Raw genomic sequence first — 17,033 nt, forward strand, 5'->3', positions numbered from 1 at the left:
TGCGCGTGTGATGGGCTCGCGGAAAGGAAACTCACACATCGGGGGAAACGATGAAGAGATTGCTATCGCTGGGCGCGGTCACCCTCGCCCTCCTCACGGGAAGTCTCACCGGCGCCCACGGTGCCCCGACGGACCCTGCAGGGCCCGTGCAGCGGCAGGCCGTCGACCAGTCGGCCCAGGCGGCAGCCGTCGAGTACTGGACGCCTGATCGCATGCGGGCGGCCCTCCCGGCCGAAGCGCTCCTCTCCGACCAGCTCGCGGCCCCGCTCGAGGATGTCGCGAAGGGCGCGCCGCAGAAGATCGCGGGTCGGCAGGCGGGACCGATCGCCGACGTCATCGGTGGGCTCCGCGAGCTGCTGGCCAGCAGCGGCGAGCTCTACACCGGCGGCGGCGAGGTGGTGAAGACCACCGGCAAGGTGTTCTTCACCCTCGGGGGCGCCGACTACGTCTGCTCGGGCAGCTCCACGGTGGCCGCCAACGAGAGCTTGGTCCAGACCGCGGGTCACTGTCTCAACGCGGGGCCGGGCGACTTCGCCACGAACTTCATCTTCGTGCCGCAGTACGACAACGGCAGCGCGCCGTTCGGCGAGTTCGCCGCCACGGAGCTGTACACGACGCAGCAGTGGGCCGAGTCCGGCGACATCAATTACGACGTGGGGTACGCCAAGGTCGGCACCGTCGGGGGAGCCACGCTGACCGACACCGTCGGCGCTCAAGGCGTCGGGTTCAACCAACCCCGCGGGGAGGCCATGCATGCTTTCGGCTATCCGGCCGCGTCGCCGTACAACGGTCAGGAGCTTGCCTGGTGCAGCGGCCAGGTGGCGACGGACCCGCTCGGCACCGACTCTCAGGGCATGGTCTGCAACATGACCGGCGGTTCGTCCGGCGGCCCGTGGTTCATCGATGACGACGAGGCGTCGGGCATCGGCACGCTCAACTCGGTGAACAGCTTCAAGTACACCGTTCCGGGCTTCGGTGACCGCATGTACGGGCCGTACTTCGGCTCCGTGGTCCAGAGCCTCTACACCGCGGCGCAGAACTGATGCGCGGCAGTCGGCGACCCTCGATACGGGGTCGCCGGCTGCTGTTCGCGCTCCTGCTCGCAGCGGCTGTGCTGGCCGGGTGCACGGAGGCGGGCCCGGACTCACGGCCGACCACGGCGGCGCCGCCGACCACATTCACGCCCAGCAGCCCGCCCCGCCGCCCGAGTTCGACGTCGCGCGGGTCATGGATGACATCCGCCACCTGGCTGAGGCGATCGGCCCGCGGCACGGCACCTCCCCGGCCTATGCGGAGGCGGCGGTGTGGGCGGAGGAACGTCTCGCCTCCCTCGGGTACACGGTGACGCGGCAGGCCGTGACCGCTCCCGCGGGCACGACCTGGGGCGTCGACGTGCCCGCGGGCAACTCGCCGAACGTCATCGCCTCACGGCCTGGCGCCGGACCGTCGGACCCGCACGTCCTGATCGGGGCGCACCTCGACACCGTCCCCGTCGCGCCGGGCGCGGAGGACAACGCCTCGGGCGTGGCAGTGATGCTCGAACTCGCCCGTGTCGTCGCCGCCACCGACCTCCCTGTGCGGTTCGTGGCCTTCGGTGCGGAGGAACCACGCGGACCAGGCGACGCCCTGCATCACTTCGGCTCCCAGCAGTACGTCGCGGCGCTCGACGACGCCGGCCGGAGGGGGATCCGCGCGATGGTCGCTCTCGACCGGGTCGGTGTGCCGGGACCGGAAGTCCCCGTGTGCTCCGGTGCCGCCCCGGCTGGGACGACCGCCGTTCGCGACGAACTCGCCGCGACGGCAGCCCGGGCCGGCCTCCCCCACGCGGTGTGCGGAGGCAACACCACGAGCGATCACTGGTCGTTCGACAAGGCGGGCGTTCCCGCCGCGCGTCTCGGCTCCATCCCGTATTCCGGTTACCACTCGCCGGCCGACACCGTGCATGTCATCGACCCGGAGCAGCTCGGACGGGTGGGGGCGATCATGCGGGCGTGGTTGCTCGCCGGGTCACCGTAGGCCGGCGTCGAACGGCGGCGAACTCGCCCGGCGAGCGAGTTCCAGGATCGCCGCGGCGCGCTCGCCCTCCACGAGCCGTGGTGTGAAGGTCTCGTCGATGACGTAGGGGAGTGGTCGCACGTCGAGGACCTGAACGGGCGTGGCGATGATCTCCACGAGGATCCCCTCCTGCGTCTCGCGCATGAAGTCCATGTCGAACACGAGGTTGCCGAGCGAGTGCACCACGGTGGCGTCGTCGTGCTGTTCCCATCCCTGCACCCAGTGCGGGTGTCCGCCGACCACGACGTCGGCTCCTGCATCGGTGAAGGCACGGGCCATCTCACGTTGGCTCGGTTCGGGCACGTTCGTGTACTGCGTTCCCCAGTGCGGCACGACGACGAGCAGGTCGACCCGTCCGGCCAGGTCGCCGATGTCCTCGACGGCACGGCGCAACGCCTCCTGATCGATCGCTGGGCCGGTTCGAGGCGGCGCGTCGATGCGGTTGGTGCCGGGGGAGGCCGGGCCGGCGGCCGGCGTCTCGCCGATGGAGTCGGTGGCATAGAACCCGACCCGGAGGCTGCCGGTGTCCACGATCGCCGGTTCCCGCGCCCGGGCTCGATCCTCACCCGCGCCCACCACCGCGAATCCGGCCTCGCGCAGCAACCGGAAGGTCGTGAGCATGGGCTCGGCGCCGAAATCCCCGAGGTGGTTGTTGGCCAGCCCCACGACGTCGATACCGGCCGCCCGCATCCCGGCGAGCACGCCCGGATCCGCGCCGAACGAGTCGCCGCCCTGCTGGGGCGGACCGGCCGTCGACAGCGTGGACTCGAGGTTCACGAACGCCACATCTGCGTCGGCGAGGACGCTTCCGATGTCGCCCCACACCGCGCCGAGGTCTCCACGGCGAGCGAGATAGGCACCGACACGACGCCCCAGCATCACGTCCCCGCCGACCAGGACGCGAGCGTGGGGAGTCAGCGGTCGTTCGCTGGGGATCGTGAGGGGGTAGTCCTCGTCGTCGAGCGGGTCGAGCCCGTCGACCGTGGCGAGGCGCACGGTCGGTCGCACACGGTCCGCCGGAACGAGGGCCACGGCCGTGTCGTCGGCGAGAACGGCGTCGAGAGCCTCGTCCGTGCGAACGACTCGCAGCGGTTCGTCCTGTCCTGACAACGGCTCCCATGTCTCGATCTCGCCGGCCACGAGCCGACGCGCCTCGGCCGCGTCGAGGTCGAGTGGCGGCCGGCTCAACGAAGTCGCGATCGCCAGCGGAAGACGGTGCGACGGCGGTTCCGGCGACGGCGCGGGTTCGGGTGCCGACGTGCACCCGGCGAGCAGCGCGACGAGCGTGACGAGGAGCGCCAGCCGGGTCATGATCTCAGAATACGGACGATGAGAATCCGGACTAGTCACAAAGGACTAGTCCGGGCTAGTCTGTTCCTCACGTGGACGAAGGCCCGGCCATCTCGGGGGGATGGCCGGGCCTTCGATATGTCACCGTACGTGTCAGGCGGTCGCCCAGGCGGGGTTCCAGCCCTCCACCTCATCGGCGCGGCGCTCCTTGGGGCCGACGTACGCCGACGACGGACGGATGAGGCGTCCGGTCCGCTTCTGCTCCAGGATGTGCGCGCTCCATCCCGCAGTGCGAGCCGAGGTGAACATCGCCGTGAACATGTGCGGTGGGATCTGCGCGAAGTCGAGCACGATCGCGGCCCAGAACTCGACGTTCGTCTCGAGCACGCGGTCGGGGCGGCGTTCACGCAGTTCGGTGAGTGCGGCCTGCTCCAGCGCCTCGGCGACCTCCGCGCGCGGCGCGTTGAGCTCCTTCGCGGTGCGCCGCAGGGTGCGGGCGCGCGGGTCCTCCGCACGGTAGACCCGGTGCCCGAAGCCCATGAGCCGCTGGCCGCTGTCGAGCAGCTTCTTGACGTAAGCGCGCGCATCGCCGGACTTCTCGACCTCCTCGATCATGCCGAGCACCCGCGACGGTGCGCCGCCGTGCAGCGGGCCGGACATCGCGCCGACCGCGCCGGAGAGGGCGGCGGCGGCGTCCGCGCCCGTGGAGGCGATGACGCGCGCCGTGAACGTCGAGGCGTTCATGCCGTGCTCGGCCGCGGAGACCCAGTACGCGTCGATGGCCTTGGCGTGGTCAGGGTTGACCTCTCCACGCCAGCGGGTGAGGAAACGCTCGGTGATCGTGTCGCACTTGTCGATCTCGGACTGCGGCACCATCGGCTGTCCTACGCCGCGCGCAGCCTGCGCGACGTAGGACAGGACCATCACGGCCGCCCGGGCGAGATCGTCGCGCGCCTGCTCGTCGCTGATGTCGTAGAGCTGACCCATGCCCCACTGCGGCGCGGTCAGTGCGATGGCGCTCTGCACGTCGGCGCGGATGTCGCCGGAGTGCACCGGGATCGGGAACGGCTCGGCGGGCGGGAGGCCCGGCTCGTAGCGGCCGTCGACCAGCAGACCCCAGATCTTCTCGAACGGCACGCGGCCGACGAGGTCGTCGATGTCGACGCCGCGGTACCGAAGCGCCGACCCTTCCTTGTCGGGCTCCGCGATCTCGCTCTCGAACGCGACGACGCCCTCTAGTCCGTGATGCACTTCAGTCATGCCTGCATTCTGCACTGCCGCGGATACCGTGTCTGCATGGACTCCAACGACCTCGCGGCGATGCGTCACGAGTATGAAGCCGGCGGGCTGAGCGAGGCGGAAGCGGGCGACGACCCCTACCGTCTGTTCGACCGGTGGATGGTCGATGCGATGACCTCCGGACTGCACGAACCCAACGCGATGGTGCTCGCCACGGCGACCGCCGACGGCCGTCCGTCGGTGCGCACGGTCCTGCTCAAGGGCATGGACGAACGGGGCGCCGTGTTCTACACGAACTACGAATCGCGCAAGGGGCGAGAACTCGCGGAGAATCCCCGCGCTGCCGTCGTGATGCCGTGGCACCCGTTGCAGCGTCAAGTGCGGTTCGAAGGTGAGGTACAGAAGGCCGAGCCGATCGAGTCCGACTCCTACTTCATGGCGCGGCCTGAGGGCGGCCGGATCAGCGCCGCCGCCTCGCCGCAGTCCCGCCCGGTCAGTGACCGCGCCGCACTCGAGCGCCTGTGGGCCGAGGCGCAGGCGCGCGGGGCCGCCGACCGGCGTCCGGAGCATTGGGGCGGGTACCGGATCGTCATCGACACGTTCGAGTTCTGGCAGGGGCGGCGCAATCGGTTCCACGACCGCATCCGCTTCCGCCGCGTCGGCGACGGTTGGGTCCGCGACCGCCTCGCGCCCTGACCGCGGTCTCCACCGTGGCACCATCGTTCGGTGCCGTTGCTGAGCTCGGTCCTGCCCGACATCACCCCGCTGTCCATCTCGCGTGCCTACCGCCGCCTGTGGACGGGGCTCACGATCTCCGCGTTCGGTCAGCAGATGGCCCTCGTGGCGATCTCCTTCGAGGCCTACCACCTGACCGGCGACTCTTTCGCCGTCGGGCTCGTGGGACTGTTCGGGCTCGTCCCGCTCGTCCTCGGCGGGTTGTACGGGGGCGCTCTCGTCGACGCCTTCGACCGGCGGACGGTCGCGTTGCTCTCGGCGCTCGGACTCTGGGCGTGCTCGCTCGCGCTGGTCGTCCACGCGCTCGCCGGCTGGGACCGTGTCGAAGTGCTCTACGCCATCGTCGCCGTGCAGGCGGCGATGTTCGCGATCAACAACCCGGCGCGCTCCGCGATGCTGCCGCGGTTGCTGCCGGCGCGTGTCCTGCCGGCGGCGAACGCGCTGAGCACGGCATCGTTCACGTTGAGCTTCACTGTCGGATCACTGCTCGGCGGCGGCCTCATCGGGTGGGGAGGCGTGACCACCGTCTACATCGTGGACGCGGTCCTGTTCACCGCGGCGATCTACTCGCTCGTCCGCCTGCCACCGCTTCCGCCGGGTGAGCGGGCGCCTGTACCGGGTCTTCGCTCGGTCGTCGACGGGCTGCGGTTCCTGCGCACGGCGCCCAACTTGCGCGCCTCGTTCGTGCTCGACCTGTGTGCGATGGTCCTTGCGCAACCCCGCGCGACCTTCCCCGCGCTCGCCGCCACGATCTACCTCGCGGGCGGCCGCGGCGACGAGGGCGCGTGGGTGCTGGGCGTGTTGCAGGCGGCGCCCGCGATCGGCTCGTTCCTCGCGTTCTGCGTGTCCGGTTGGCTGGGGCGGGTCCACCGGCATGGGATCGCGATCGTCGTCGCGATCATGACGTACGGCGTCGCGGTAGCGCTGGCCGGCGTCGCCGCGGTCGGGCTGCCGGGAGTGCTCTGGCTCGGCGTCACCCTGCTCGCGCTCTCGGGGTCGGCCGACATGGTGAGTTCGGCCTACCGTTCCACGATGCTGCAGACCGCGGCTCCCGACGAGATGCGCGGCCGCATGCAGGGCGTCTTCACCGTCGTCGTCGCCGGCGGCCCGCGTCTCGGCGACTTCGTGATGGGCTCGTTGGCGAGTCTCGTCGGCGAGGGTGAGGCGATGGTCCTGGGCGGAGTGCTGTGCGTTCTCGGCGTGGCTCTCACCGTGCTGACGGCTCGCCGATTCCTGGCGTACGACGCACGCCACCCCACGCCCTAGAGGTCGATCTGAATCCAGATCTGCTCGGCCCGGCCGATCAGTTCCCCTTCGGGGGTGTAGAGCGCGGTGGCCGTGAAGAACTTGCGACGGTCCTGACGGTCGAGCTGGCCCACGGCGTGGTACCGCCGGCCCGCCTCCGGCGCCTGGTAGACCTCCGCGGTCATCGTGCCGAGAAGCATGGGCTGTTCGGAGAAGTCCGCGGCCCAGCCGCCGGGGCAGTCGAGCGCCGCCCACGTGACCGGGGCGCCGATGCGCCCGTCCTCCTCAGCGAACGCCTCGTGTGCGTCCCACGGAGCGGCGGTCGTCCTCTCCTCGACGGGGCCCGAGAAGATGCGCAGGCCGTCGCCGGGCTCGCGCTGTGTGCCGCACGTGAAGCACAGGTCGAAGGGGTGCTGATGGAACCCGGGATAGGCCTTGAGGCCGGCCTCGACGCCCTCCGCGTCGACGAACGCCGGTGCCTCGCGCTCGAAGCTCCCCGGCTTCGCGATGCCGACCACTGCGCCGCCGTGAGTCAGCAGGCGCACTTCCTCGTCGTCGTGCTCCCAGGTCAGCGGAGTGTCGAGGGGAGGCGGCGTCCGCAACATCGCCGCGACCGGCCCCTCGTGGTCCAGGGCCGCGGCCACCAGGCCGCTCACGTATCCGCCGTTGCCGGTCGTCGGCGGCCCGTTGAACTGCTGCGCGATGGTCACCATGGGGCCACCGTAGCGGCCCGGCTCAGCGTCCGCGGAGCTCGTCGTAGCGGCGCAGTGCCTCGCGGCGTTCCTCCGCGTGATCGACCAGGGGAGGCGGGTAGTCCGGCGGCGGCTCGGTGAGCTTCCATGGTTCATGGATGGCCGGTGCTTCCAGGTGGGCGAGTTCGGGAACCCAGCGTCGGATGTACGCGCCGTCCGGGTCGAACTTCCTGCCCTGCGTGACCGGGTTGAAGACGCGGAAGTAGGGGGCGGGGTCGGTTCCTGAACCGGCCACCCACTGCCAGTTGTGCTGGTTGGACGCGAGGTCGGCGTCGACGAGGCGGTCGAGAAAGTGCGCCGCGCCGTGCGTCCACTCCACGTGCAGGTCCTTGACGAGGAAGCTGGCGACGATCATCCGCACGCGATTGTGCATCCACCCCTCACGCAGGAGTTGGCGCATCCCCGCATCGACGATCGGGAACCCGGTGCGCCCCTCCCTCCACGCCTCGACGTCGGCACCGGGCTCGTCGTACGGAAGGTGTTCGAGGCGGCGGTCGTAGTAGCCGAAGGCCGAGTCCGGCCGTCGGTAGAGCACATCGGCGTAGAACTCCCGGAAGGCGAGCTCACGGACGTAGGCGTCCGTCCCGTCCCCGGGACGTTCGGCGAGGTCCGCCAGCACGGTGCGCGGGTGCATCGTGCCCCACTTCAGATGGACCGACATGCGCGACGTCGTGTCGAGGTCCGGCCGGTCACGGGTGTCCGCGTAATCCTCGAGGTGAGTCTCGAGCCACTCGTGCCAGTGCTCGCGTGCCGCCCTCTCGCCGACCGGGGGCAGCCTGACCCCCTCGGGAGCGGGGACGTCGGGAAGCGGATGCGAAGGTTCTGCGGGACGGAGCCACACGATGTCCGCCGGTTCCGGAGCGGGCGCGCGCCACCCATGCTCCTGCCAGGCGCGGAAGAACGGCGTGAACACCCGGTAAGGCTCGCCGTCCTCCTTCACGACGCGACCGGGGGAGACGGCATATGGCGAGCCGGTGCGGACGAGCGGCACGTCGAGCGCGTTCTCGACCTCGGCGTCGCGCTCGGTGCCGTATGGCGTGAAGTCCGCGCTCACGTGCACGCTCTCGGCGCCGACGAGATCGGCCATGCGCGGGACCTCGCGGACCGGGTCGCCGCGCACGACGTGCAAGCCCCCGATGCGCTCATCGAGATCGCGCAGCAATGCCGAAAGGTAGGCCTGCCGGACGCGGGCGCCCGGACCCCAGAAACGATCGTCGAGAACGAGCAGCGGAAGCACGCCGTCGGGCCCGTCCTCGACGGCTGCCACCAGCGCCGGATGGTCGAGGAGTCGAAGGTCCGTCCGGAACCACATCACCGAGGTCGCCACACCTCATCGTGTCGGCTCGCGCAGGTGTTCGCACATCGGAACATGCACTCCCCAGGGCATGGAACAATAGAGCGCGTGAGCGACCTCATCGATACCACTGAGATGTACCTGCGCACCATCTTCGAGCTCGAGGAAGAGGGCATCGTCCCGCTGCGCGCCCGCATCGCCGAGCGCTTGCACCAGAGCGGGCCGACGGTGAGCCAGACGGTCGCCCGCATGGAGCGCGACGGCCTGCTGACGGTCGAGGGCGACCGGCACCTTGAGCTGTCCGAGAAGGGCCGGGCGCTGGCGATCCGGGTCATGCGCAAGCACCGCCTCGCCGAACGGTTGCTCACCGACGTCATCGGCCTGGAGATCGAGTACGTCCACGACGAGGCCTGCCGGTGGGAACACGTCATCTCCGAGCAGGTTGAGCGTCGCCTCATCGAGCTGCTGCAGCACCCGACCGAGTCGCCCTACGGCAACCCCATCCCGGGTCTCGACGAACTCGGCCAGGTCGTTCCGCCCGCAGGCTTCCTCGACGGGGTGCAGCCGCTGAGCAAGGCCGTGACCGGCGCGGCGGAGCCGACCCGCCTCGTCGTGCGCCGCATCGCCGAGGAGTTGCAGAAGGACACCGAGGTGATGTCGGTCCTGCGTCGCGTCGGTGCGCTTCCCGGCAACGACATCCTCGCCTCCTACGGCCACGACGGCGTCGTGGTCGCCCGCCAGGGCGAGACCGCCGAGATCGACCGCGACGCCGCTGCGCACCTGTTCGTCTCGATGTGAGCCGCGGGCCCGCCTCGCGTCACGCCAGGAGGCGCAGACCTTTGACGAGGCGGTCCACCGCGTTCCGCGGGCCGACGAGACTGAGGGCGTAATAGCTCAGGTCGTCGGCGCCGAGTCGCTCCACTTCGGCGAGGTAGTCGGCGTAGACCCGCGTGTGCTGAGCGGGTGCCGGCATATCGCTCAAGGCCACGTCCGAGCGGGCGGCGGCACGTCACGGGTGGCCGCGGTCTGATCGATCTCTTCGGGCGCGAAGCCGAGCTGCTGATGGTCGGAGTTCATGGCTTGAAGCTAGTCATTCATCCGTCATTCGTCATCCAAGGTGGACATTGTTCGGTAGAACCTCGACAATTCTGAACATGGACGACCTCGACCGTCGTATCTTGGCCGCGTGGATGACGGATGCACGCCGCAGCCTGCGCGACATCGCCGCCGAAGTCGGCGTCTCACCGACCACGGTCCACGAGCGGGCCCGGGCGTTGCGCCGACGCGGGGTGGTGCGCGGAACGGTCCTCGACCTCGACCTCGCCGCCCTCGGACGCGGTGTGCAGGCACTGATCGCCGTGCGGGTGCGGCCGCCGTCGCGCGCCAACATCGAGGCCTTCCGCGACTGGGTGGCCCGGCTGCCCGAGACGGTCGGCGTCTTCGTGACGTCGGGACGATCGGACTTCATCGTGCACGTCGCCGTCGCGAGCAACGATGAGCTCTACGCCTTCGTGATCGACCGGTTGACCGCTCGCGGGGAGGTCGCGGACGTGGAGACGTCGGTGATCTACGAAAACCTGCGTCGTCCGGACGTCCATCTCGGCGCGGATGCCTGAGATCACTTCAACTCGCGTTAAGAAACACCTGGCATGCTGTCGTCATGGCGCGGGGATCGAGGTTGCTCTCCTGGTTCGACCGGACGGGCAGCGAGTTGCTGGGGTGGACTCTCGTGGTCCTCGGCCTGTTCATGCTGGTCCTGCCGGGGCCCGGTCTGCTGGGTCTCGTGGGCGGCATCGCCCTGCTGGCGCGGCATTACCACTGGGCGCGGCGCATCCTCGACCCCTTACATGAGAAGGCGATCGAGGCGGCGCGCTACGGGGTGGCCACGTGGCCGCGCATCGTGCTCAGCGCCCTCGGCGCGGCCTGCATCTTCGCCGTGGGTGTCGTGTGGTGGGTCGACGTGCGGATCCCGCGGTTCGAGCTTCTCGGTCTGGACTTCGGCCCCGACTTGCCCGCGGACACCCCGGCGACGGCGATCGCGATGTGGGGCTCGGCCGCGATCGCCTGGTTCCTGCTCGGCTACAGCGTCTGGAAGTACCGCTACGGGCCTGCGTCCAGGATGCCCAGCACCTCGCGCTCCAACGAGGGCGCGACCGATTGACCCGGTTCGGGCATGCGGTGATCACGTGACACCGTGATGCCGTTCTCGAACAGGTCGACCACCCGCGGATCGACGTACGAGGACCGGGCGACCGCGGGCGTGTTCCCGAGGTGCTCGGATACCTCGCGCATCGCCGCGGTGACCGAGCGCTTGCGCGACGTCTTGGTGCGGACGTCGCCGTGCGCCAGGGCGAGGGCGGCGATCACCGTGCCTCGCCAGGTGCGGAAGTCCTTGGCCGTGAAGTCGCCGTGCAGCACCTCCTTGATGTAGGTGTTGACCTCCTCGGCCGCCACCGAGTGCCAGCCGGTCCGATCTCGCCACGCGAGCAGTTGGTCGCCACCCGTGCGCCGCCGCAGCATCGGATCCACCGCGCCGATGATGCGCGGATCGCGCACGGTCACGTTGATCTCCTGCCCGGACTTGCCCGTGTACGTGAAGACGATGCCTTCGCGGCGACGCCGCACGTGTTCGCGCAGCACCGTCGTCAGGCCGAAGCTGCCGTACTCCTCGGTGTACCGCTCCGACCCGATCCGGAAGACCCCGAGGTCGAGCAGGGCGAAAGCGGTCGCTTGCGCATGGCGCAGCCCGAGATCGTCGGCGGAGAGGTGCCGGCGCACGACAGCGCGGCGGCGCAGGAGCGCATCGGCGAACTCCTCCATCTGCTCGAACTTCTGCCGATCGCGTCGCTCGCGCCACGCGGGGTGGTACAGGTACTGCCGGCGGCCGGCATCGTCGGTGCCGACCGCCTGGAGATGCCCGTTGTCCACCGGACAGATCCACACTTCGGTCCAGGCCGGCGGGATGACCAGCTTCTTGCACCGTTCGATGTCGATGGCCGCGAGCGGCTCACCGTTCTCGTCGAGGTACCGGAACCCGCGGCCGTGACGCACACGTGTCCATCCGGGCATCGACGCCGACACCCTCCGCAAACGCACCACCGGATCAAGCCCCCTTCGGATGAGGAGCGACCTCCCGGCGCAGTTGCCGCTCGATCACACGGCGGAAGTGCCCACTGAACGGCTTATCGACCCAGCGGTACAGCGCGACAGCCGCGATCGCCACGACGACCGCGGCGCCGCCGACCGCGGGCCACGCGGCCCAGCCGTGATCGCGCAAGGTCTCGATGACGTACCAGCCGAGCCGCTCGTGGACGAGGTACAGCGGATAGGTGAGCGCCCCGGCTGTCGTCAGCCAGCCCCACCGCACGTGCTGCAGCCGGGTGCAGCTGAACGCCCACATGGCGAAGGCCGTGACGAGGAGGACGGCGGTCACGATGCCGGTGTGCGGGGTGATCTCATCCGTGCGGTCCATGAACGGGGTGTAGGCATCTGCGCTGCGGTAGATGATGAACGCCACGTTCATGCCGAGCGCGAGCGCGGTGTCGACACGGAACCCGCGGTCGCGGTGGATGAGGTAGAGGACCATGCCGAAGGCGAAGAGCGGCGCCTGGTTCGGCATCAGCAGCTCGACGAGGAGCGCGTTGTCAGTCGACTTCGCCCATGCGGCGATCAACGGCCACAGGAGCGCGAATGCCAGTACCCGCTCGCGCGTGATGCCGATGAGCAGGAACACGCCGATGAGCAGATAGAACTTCAGCTCCATGTAGAGCGTCCAGTAGACGCCGTCGAGGTTCTCGGCGCCGAACGCCTCCTGCAGCATCGTGAAGTTGATCGCCCAGTCCTCCCAACCGATGTCGCGCCACGGGTCGCCGGGGAAGGACGGCCGCAGCACCAGGACGATGACGCCGGCGATGAAGACGGCGGCCCAGTACGCGGGGTAGAGGCGGCCGACGCGGGAGGCGACGTACGACGGAAGGTCGCGTCCCCACGTCGTCATGAGGATGACGAATCCGCTGATGATGAAGAACGAGTACACGAGTAGCGCTGCATACGTCGCGACGTGCGAGAACCACCCGAAGTCCTCGACCTGGCTGGGGTAGCGGGCGGTGTAGTGATAGAGCAGGATGCCCAACGCGGCGATGAAGCGCGTGCCGTCGAGGAGACGGAGTCGTGGCGCGGTCGTGCTGGTGCTCACGCTTCGACCCTACGGTCCGCAGCCCGCGTAGGCTCGTCGTGTGACTATCGAGCTGGGTCTGGACACCTTCGGCGACATCTCCATGGGCCCTGACGGGCGAACCCGCAGCCACGCGGAGGTGCTGCGTGAGGTCGTCGACCAGGCCGTCCTGGCCGACGAGGTCGGCCTGAACTTCATCGGCCTGGGCGAGCATCACCGCGACGACTTCGCCATCACCGCTCCCGACGTCGTCCTCGCGACGATCGCCGGCCGTACTCGGCGGATCCGTCTCGGGTCGGCGGTCACCGTGCTCAGCTCGGACGATCCGATCCGTGTCTTCGAACGGTTCTCGACGCTCGACGCGCTGTCGCACGGCCGGGCCGAGGTGATCTTGGGCCGCGGGTCGTTCACCGAGTCGTTCCCTCTCTTCGGGTACGACCTCGCCGACTACGAGATCCTCTTCGCCGAGAAGCTCGATCTCTTCGCCCAGCTGCTGACCGAGCAGCCGGTGACCTGGAGTGGTTCCATCCGGCCACCCCTGGCGGACGTCACGGTGTATCCGAAGACCGAATCGGGCCGATTGACGACGTGGATCGGTGTCGGCGGCAGCCCGCAGTCGGTCGTGCGGGCGGCGCACTACCGGCTGCCGCTCATGCTCGCGATCATCGGCGGTCCGCCGGCGCAGTTCGTGCCGTTCGCCCAGTACTACCGCGAACTGCTGGCGGCGGAAGGGGTCGATCCACTGCCGATCGGGATGCACTCGCCGGGTTACGTCGCGGAGACCGACGAGCAGGCGCGCGAGGAGCTCTTCCCACACTTCCAGGCGCAACGCGACCGGATCGGCCGCGAACGCGGGTGGGGGCCCACGACGCGGCTGCAGTTCGAGCGCGACGCGAGCCCCGAGGGTGCCTTGTACGTGGGATCCCCGGAGACGGTCGCGCGCAAGATCGTGAAGAACGCGGAGGCGCTCGGAGTCCGCCGTTTCGATCTCAAGTACGCCAACGGTCCGATGCCGCATCACCAACTGCTGCGGTGCATCGAGCTGTACGGCACCGAGGTGCGCCGGCTCGTCGACGACATGATGGCCGGTTCCTGAGCCGGGCTGGCAGAATAGGGGCAGGACCACTGCCGGTCCCCGGACGAGTGGAGTCGTACCCGGAGCGCGACAAGACGGCCACGAAGGAGTGGCTGTCATGTCGTGGATCGTGCTGATCATCTCTGGCGTGCTCGAGGCCGTCTGGGCCACCGCGCTCGGCAAGAGCGAAGGCTTCACTCGCCTGGCGCCCAGCATCGTCTTCGGGGTCTCTGTCGTCGCCAGCATGGTCGGCCTCGCCTGGGCCATGCGCGACCTGCCTACCGGCACCGCCTACGCGGTATGGGTCGGTATCGGCGCGAGCCTCACCGTCGCTTACGCGATGGCCACCGGCACCGAACCGGTATCGCTCGCGCGGGTGCTGCTGATCCTCGGGCTGATCGGCTGCATCATCGGCCTCAAGCTCGTGCACTGAGCGCTACGTCACTGCCCTCCGCATTGCGAGAGGGCGGCGCGGCGGCGTATAGTTGACATCTGTCAACAATTGATCTTAGTCAAGAAAGAGGTGTTCATGGCGGAGACGACCGCGCCATCCATGACGCATCGAGAAGTACTGCGGGCGCTCTCAGGCCTGCTCATGGGCATGTTCGTGTCGATCCTGGCCGGCACCGTGGTCTCCACGTCGCTGCCGCTGATCATCGCGGACCTCGGGGGCTCCCAGTCGTCGTACACCTGGGTGGTGACGGCGACGATGCTGGCCATGGCCGTGTCGACTCCCGTATGGGGCAAGCTCGCGGACATCTTCAACCGCAAGCTGCTGATCCAGCTGGCCCTCACCGTCTTCGTGCTCGGGTCAGCGGCAGCCGGCTTCTCGCACAACACCGACTTCCTCATCGCGGCACGCGCCGTGCAGGGCCTCGGCGCCGGCGGCCTTGCGGCGCTGAGCCAGATCATCCTCGCCGACATCATCTCGCCGCGTGAGCGCGGCCGGTACGCCGGATTGTTCGGCGCCGTCATGGCCGTGGGCTCGGTCGGCGGTCCGCTCCTGGGTGGCGTCATCACCGACGCGTTCGGGTGGCGCTGGAACTTCTTCGTCGCGATGCCGGTGGCGATCGCGGCGCTGATCATGCTCCAGCTGACGCTGCACCTTCCCCAGCATGATCGTCCCAAGCCGAAGATCGACTACCTGGGCGCGGTCCTCATCACCTCGGGCGTCTCGCTGTTGCTCATCTGGGTGAGCCTCGTGGACCAGCAGTTCGCCTGGGCGTCGGTGGAGACCGCCAGCATGGTGATCGGCGCGGTGCTTCTGCTCGTCGCCGCCGTGATCACCGAGCTGCGCGCTGAGAACCCGATGGTGCCGATGACGATGTTCCGCGACCGCACCTTCACTCTCGCGGTCGTCGCCAGCCTCGCGGTGGGGGTGTCGATGTTCGGCACCGCCGTGTTCCTGGCGCAGTACATGCAGCTGGCCCGCGGCGCGACGCCCACGGAGTCGGGTCTGCTCACCATCCCGATGATGGCCGGCCTGCTCACGTCCTCGACGTTCTTCGGTCAGTTCATCACCCGCACCGGGCACTGGAAGCCCGTCATGGTCGCCGGATCGCTCACCGCGGTCGTCGGTTCGGCCATGCTGGGAATGCTCGACGGCGACAGCCCGATATGGTTCGTCTCCATCGCCATGCTCGTGCTCGGCGCCGGTCTCGGCATGCTGATGCAGAACCTCGTGCTCGTCGTGCAGAACTCGATTCCGGTGGAGAACCTGGGTGCGGCGACCAGCGCCGTCACGTTCTTCCGCACGATCGGCGGCACGATCGGGGTCTCAGTCCTCGGCTCCGTGCTCGCCTTGCAGGTCAAGGACCGCATCGCCGAAGGGATCGCGACGCTCGCGCCGGAGCAGCAGGCGCAGGCCGCGCAGGCCCTCTCCAGTGGCTCGGTGCCGAAGATCGCCGATCTCCCACCCGCGATCGCGAGCATCGTCGAGCACGCCTACGGAGCCTCGATCGGGCACCTGTTCCTGCTCACCGTCCCGCTGACGCTCGTCACGGTCGTCGCGGTCGCGCTGCTGCCGCGACAGGACCTGGGCACCCTGACCGCGGTCCAGGCCCGGCAGCAGGCCGAGCCGGTGGGGGCTGGCGCCGCGGGTCTGGAGGACCCGACGGCGACGCAGCCGACGGACCGCGCCGCGGGGGAGGATGCGGACGAGACCTCGGTACCCGCGACAATGAGGTCATGACGGCGATGCCCGACCCTCTCGAGGAGGCCGGTCCGGAGGTGGCCGACGCGATCGTGGCCGTCGAAGATGCGATGGGCGAACTCGCCACGCGTTTTCGGGTGATGATCCGCGACGCGGCGAGCCAGGTCGACCCGGCCCTCCAGCCGTTCGGGCTGCGCATCCTGCGCTTGCTGGAGCGGCACGGTGAGATGAGCGCGGGACAGATCTCCGAGTACCTCGAGGTCGACCCGAGCTCCACGAGCCGACAGATCCGTCAGCTCGTGGAGCTCGACCTCGCGACCGTCGCCGCGTGCGAGACCGACCGGCGCTCGCGCATCTTGAGTCTCAGCGACCACGGCCGCGAGCGGCTGGCAGCCATCGGGCCCTCCGGCCGCGCGCGCATGCAGCGCGCGCTCAGCGGGTGGGAGCTGTCGGAGCTGAGGCGCTTCGCCGAGGACCTGAAGCGCCTCACCGACAGCGTCAGTTAGTTCTGGTCGATGCGGCTGACCGCCGCGTCGTGCAAGGCGGTGGCGAACTGGGGGTTGTGAGCGGCGAGGTCCTCGAAGGCCTCGGCCGTGAAGTGCAGCGCCTCGACGTCCGTGGTGGTGACCACGGTGGCGCTGCGCAGTCGCCCCGTGACGAGGGCGATCTCGCCCACGACGTCGCCGGGGTTCAAGGTGGCCAGCGGCTGACCGTCCTTGCGGATCTCGACGGTGCCCGACAGCAGGATGTACGCCTTGTCGGCCGGAGTGTGCTCGAAGATCATCGCCCAGTTGGCGGGAATGTGTACGGGTTGTCCGACCGTGGCCAGCGCCTTGACGGTGGCTTCGTCGAAGTCGGTGAGCTCTTTGAGACTCCGCACGACGTCGGGATCGGGCTTCTTCGCCATGGTGGATTCCTTTCGGTCCGTTCGGACCCACCGTAGGGTAAATCGGAGTTCACCGTCGTGGGACTGGCCCGAACGTGGACAATCATCCACAACAGCCCCGCCGGCAGAGGAGACG

The 17,033-nt window shown here is 69.3% G+C and carries 19 protein-coding genes and 1 riboswitch; of the genes, 11 read left to right on the forward strand and 8 right to left on the reverse strand.

Annotated features, from left to right (window positions below):
• The first annotated feature begins 50 nt into the window (after positions 1-50).
• Together EHW97_RS02755 and EHW97_RS02765 are read left to right on the forward strand one after the other, a co-directional pair.
• A complete protein-coding gene (locus tag EHW97_RS02755) occupies positions 51-1,043 on the forward strand; it encodes a trypsin-like serine peptidase (protein WP_124235631.1) in 993 nt (330 codons plus the stop codon).
• A 79-nt stretch (positions 1,044-1,122) separates the two neighbouring features.
• Positions 1,123-2,016, forward strand: coding sequence for a M28 family metallopeptidase (locus tag EHW97_RS02765; protein WP_243696273.1), 894 nt, complete (start codon positions 1,123-1,125; stop codon positions 2,014-2,016).
• Here EHW97_RS02765 and EHW97_RS02770 read toward each other — a convergent pair.
• Together EHW97_RS02770 and EHW97_RS02775 are read right to left on the reverse strand one after the other, a co-directional pair.
• Positions 2,008-3,366, reverse strand: a complete 1,359-nt coding sequence (locus tag EHW97_RS02770) for a CapA family protein (protein WP_124235633.1) — start codon at positions 3,364-3,366, stop codon at positions 2,008-2,010. The two genes, EHW97_RS02765 and EHW97_RS02770, sit on opposite strands and share 9 nt — an antisense overlap.
• Before the next feature lie 132 nt (positions 3,367-3,498).
• Complete coding sequence (locus tag EHW97_RS02775; protein WP_124235634.1) at positions 3,499-4,605, reverse strand: citrate synthase 2; 1,107 nt, start codon at positions 4,603-4,605, stop codon at positions 3,499-3,501.
• Between the two features lie 36 nt (positions 4,606-4,641).
• Between EHW97_RS02775 and pdxH the strand changes: the two genes are divergently transcribed.
• On the forward strand, positions 4,642-5,280 hold the full coding sequence (gene pdxH, locus EHW97_RS02780) for a pyridoxamine 5'-phosphate oxidase (protein WP_124235635.1): 639 nt from the start codon (positions 4,642-4,644) through the stop codon (positions 5,278-5,280).
• A gap of 30 nt (positions 5,281-5,310) precedes the next feature.
• Positions 5,311-6,585 carry an MFS transporter gene (locus tag EHW97_RS02785; RefSeq protein WP_124235636.1) on the forward strand — a complete coding sequence of 425 codons (1,275 nt, stop codon included), beginning with the start codon at positions 5,311-5,313 and terminating at the stop codon, positions 6,583-6,585.
• On the opposite strand, the gene EHW97_RS02790 is transcribed toward EHW97_RS02785, so the two are convergent.
• Positions 6,582-7,277, reverse strand: coding sequence for a hypothetical protein (locus EHW97_RS02790; protein WP_124235637.1), 696 nt, complete (start codon positions 7,275-7,277; stop codon positions 6,582-6,584). The two genes, EHW97_RS02785 and EHW97_RS02790, sit on opposite strands and share 4 nt — an antisense overlap.
• A 22-nt stretch (positions 7,278-7,299) precedes the next feature.
• Positions 7,300-8,628: a cryptochrome/photolyase family protein gene (locus tag EHW97_RS02795; RefSeq protein ID WP_124235674.1), complete on the reverse strand. Its 1,329-nt coding sequence runs from the start codon at positions 8,626-8,628 to the stop codon at positions 7,300-7,302.
• 90 nt (positions 8,629-8,718) lie between these two features.
• On the opposite strand from EHW97_RS02795, the gene EHW97_RS02800 reads away from it, so the two are divergent.
• Complete coding sequence (locus EHW97_RS02800; protein WP_124235638.1) at positions 8,719-9,408, forward strand: iron-dependent transcriptional repressor DtxR; 690 nt, start codon at positions 8,719-8,721, stop codon at positions 9,406-9,408.
• Positions 9,409-9,427: 19 nt separating this feature from the next.
• Here EHW97_RS02800 and EHW97_RS02805 read toward each other — a convergent pair whose 3' ends face one another.
• Positions 9,428-9,583 (reverse strand): DUF2000 family protein, encoded by a 156-nt coding sequence (locus EHW97_RS02805; RefSeq protein WP_124235639.1) that lies wholly within the window; start codon positions 9,581-9,583, stop codon positions 9,428-9,430.
• Positions 9,584-9,764: 181 nt separating this feature from the next.
• On the opposite strand from EHW97_RS02805, the gene EHW97_RS02810 reads away from it, so the two are divergent.
• Both EHW97_RS02810 and EHW97_RS02815 read left to right on the forward strand, forming a co-directional pair.
• Positions 9,765-10,226 carry an Lrp/AsnC family transcriptional regulator gene (locus EHW97_RS02810; RefSeq protein ID WP_124235640.1) on the forward strand — a complete coding sequence of 154 codons (462 nt, stop codon included), beginning with the start codon at positions 9,765-9,767 and terminating at the stop codon, positions 10,224-10,226.
• A gap of 44 nt (positions 10,227-10,270) precedes the next feature.
• Positions 10,271-10,771 (forward strand): PGPGW domain-containing protein, encoded by a 501-nt coding sequence (locus EHW97_RS02815; RefSeq protein WP_124235641.1) that lies wholly within the window; start codon positions 10,271-10,273, stop codon positions 10,769-10,771.
• Here the strand turns inward: EHW97_RS02815 and EHW97_RS02820 are convergent.
• Together EHW97_RS02820 and EHW97_RS02825 are read right to left on the reverse strand one after the other, a co-directional pair.
• The gene (locus tag EHW97_RS02820) at positions 10,711-11,679 is read right to left on the reverse strand and encodes a DNA topoisomerase IB (RefSeq protein ID WP_124235642.1); all 969 of its coding nucleotides are present in this window, start codon (positions 11,677-11,679) and stop codon (positions 10,711-10,713) included. The genes EHW97_RS02815 and EHW97_RS02820 overlap by 61 nt on opposite strands.
• Before the next feature lie 34 nt (positions 11,680-11,713).
• Entirely contained in the window at positions 11,714-12,805 is a 1,092-nt protein-coding gene (locus tag EHW97_RS02825; RefSeq protein WP_124235643.1) for an acyltransferase family protein, read from the reverse strand.
• 40 nt (positions 12,806-12,845) lie between these two features.
• Between EHW97_RS02825 and EHW97_RS02830 the strand changes: the two genes are divergently transcribed.
• The 4 genes from EHW97_RS02830 (at position 12,846) to EHW97_RS02845 (ending at position 16,517) form a co-directional block, all read left to right on the forward strand.
• The gene (locus tag EHW97_RS02830; RefSeq protein ID WP_124235644.1) at positions 12,846-13,880 is read left to right on the forward strand and encodes an LLM class flavin-dependent oxidoreductase; all 1,035 of its coding nucleotides are present in this window, start codon (positions 12,846-12,848) and stop codon (positions 13,878-13,880) included.
• Between the two features lie 14 nt (positions 13,881-13,894).
• Positions 13,895-13,965, forward strand: a riboswitch (guanidine-III (ykkC-III) riboswitch).
• A 12-nt stretch (positions 13,966-13,977) separates the two neighbouring features.
• Complete coding sequence (locus EHW97_RS02835; protein WP_124235645.1) at positions 13,978-14,292, forward strand: DMT family transporter; 315 nt, start codon at positions 13,978-13,980, stop codon at positions 14,290-14,292.
• Between the two features lie 96 nt (positions 14,293-14,388).
• Entirely contained in the window at positions 14,389-16,050 is a 1,662-nt protein-coding gene (locus tag EHW97_RS02840; RefSeq protein ID WP_208001835.1) for an MDR family MFS transporter, read from the forward strand.
• The gene (locus tag EHW97_RS02845) at positions 16,047-16,517 is read left to right on the forward strand and encodes a MarR family winged helix-turn-helix transcriptional regulator (RefSeq protein WP_124235646.1); all 471 of its coding nucleotides are present in this window, start codon (positions 16,047-16,049) and stop codon (positions 16,515-16,517) included. Before EHW97_RS02840 ends, EHW97_RS02845 begins: the two co-directional genes overlap by 4 nt.
• Here the strand turns inward: EHW97_RS02845 and EHW97_RS02850 are convergent.
• A complete protein-coding gene (locus EHW97_RS02850; RefSeq protein WP_166367359.1) occupies positions 16,514-16,918 on the reverse strand; it encodes a Crp/Fnr family transcriptional regulator in 405 nt (134 codons plus the stop codon). The genes EHW97_RS02845 and EHW97_RS02850 overlap by 4 nt on opposite strands.
• Positions 16,919-17,033: the final 115 nt, after the last annotated feature.

The sequence above is a fragment of the Aeromicrobium camelliae genome, assembly GCF_003850045.1.
Taxonomy (GTDB): domain Bacteria; phylum Actinomycetota; class Actinomycetes; order Propionibacteriales; family Nocardioidaceae; genus Aeromicrobium; species Aeromicrobium camelliae.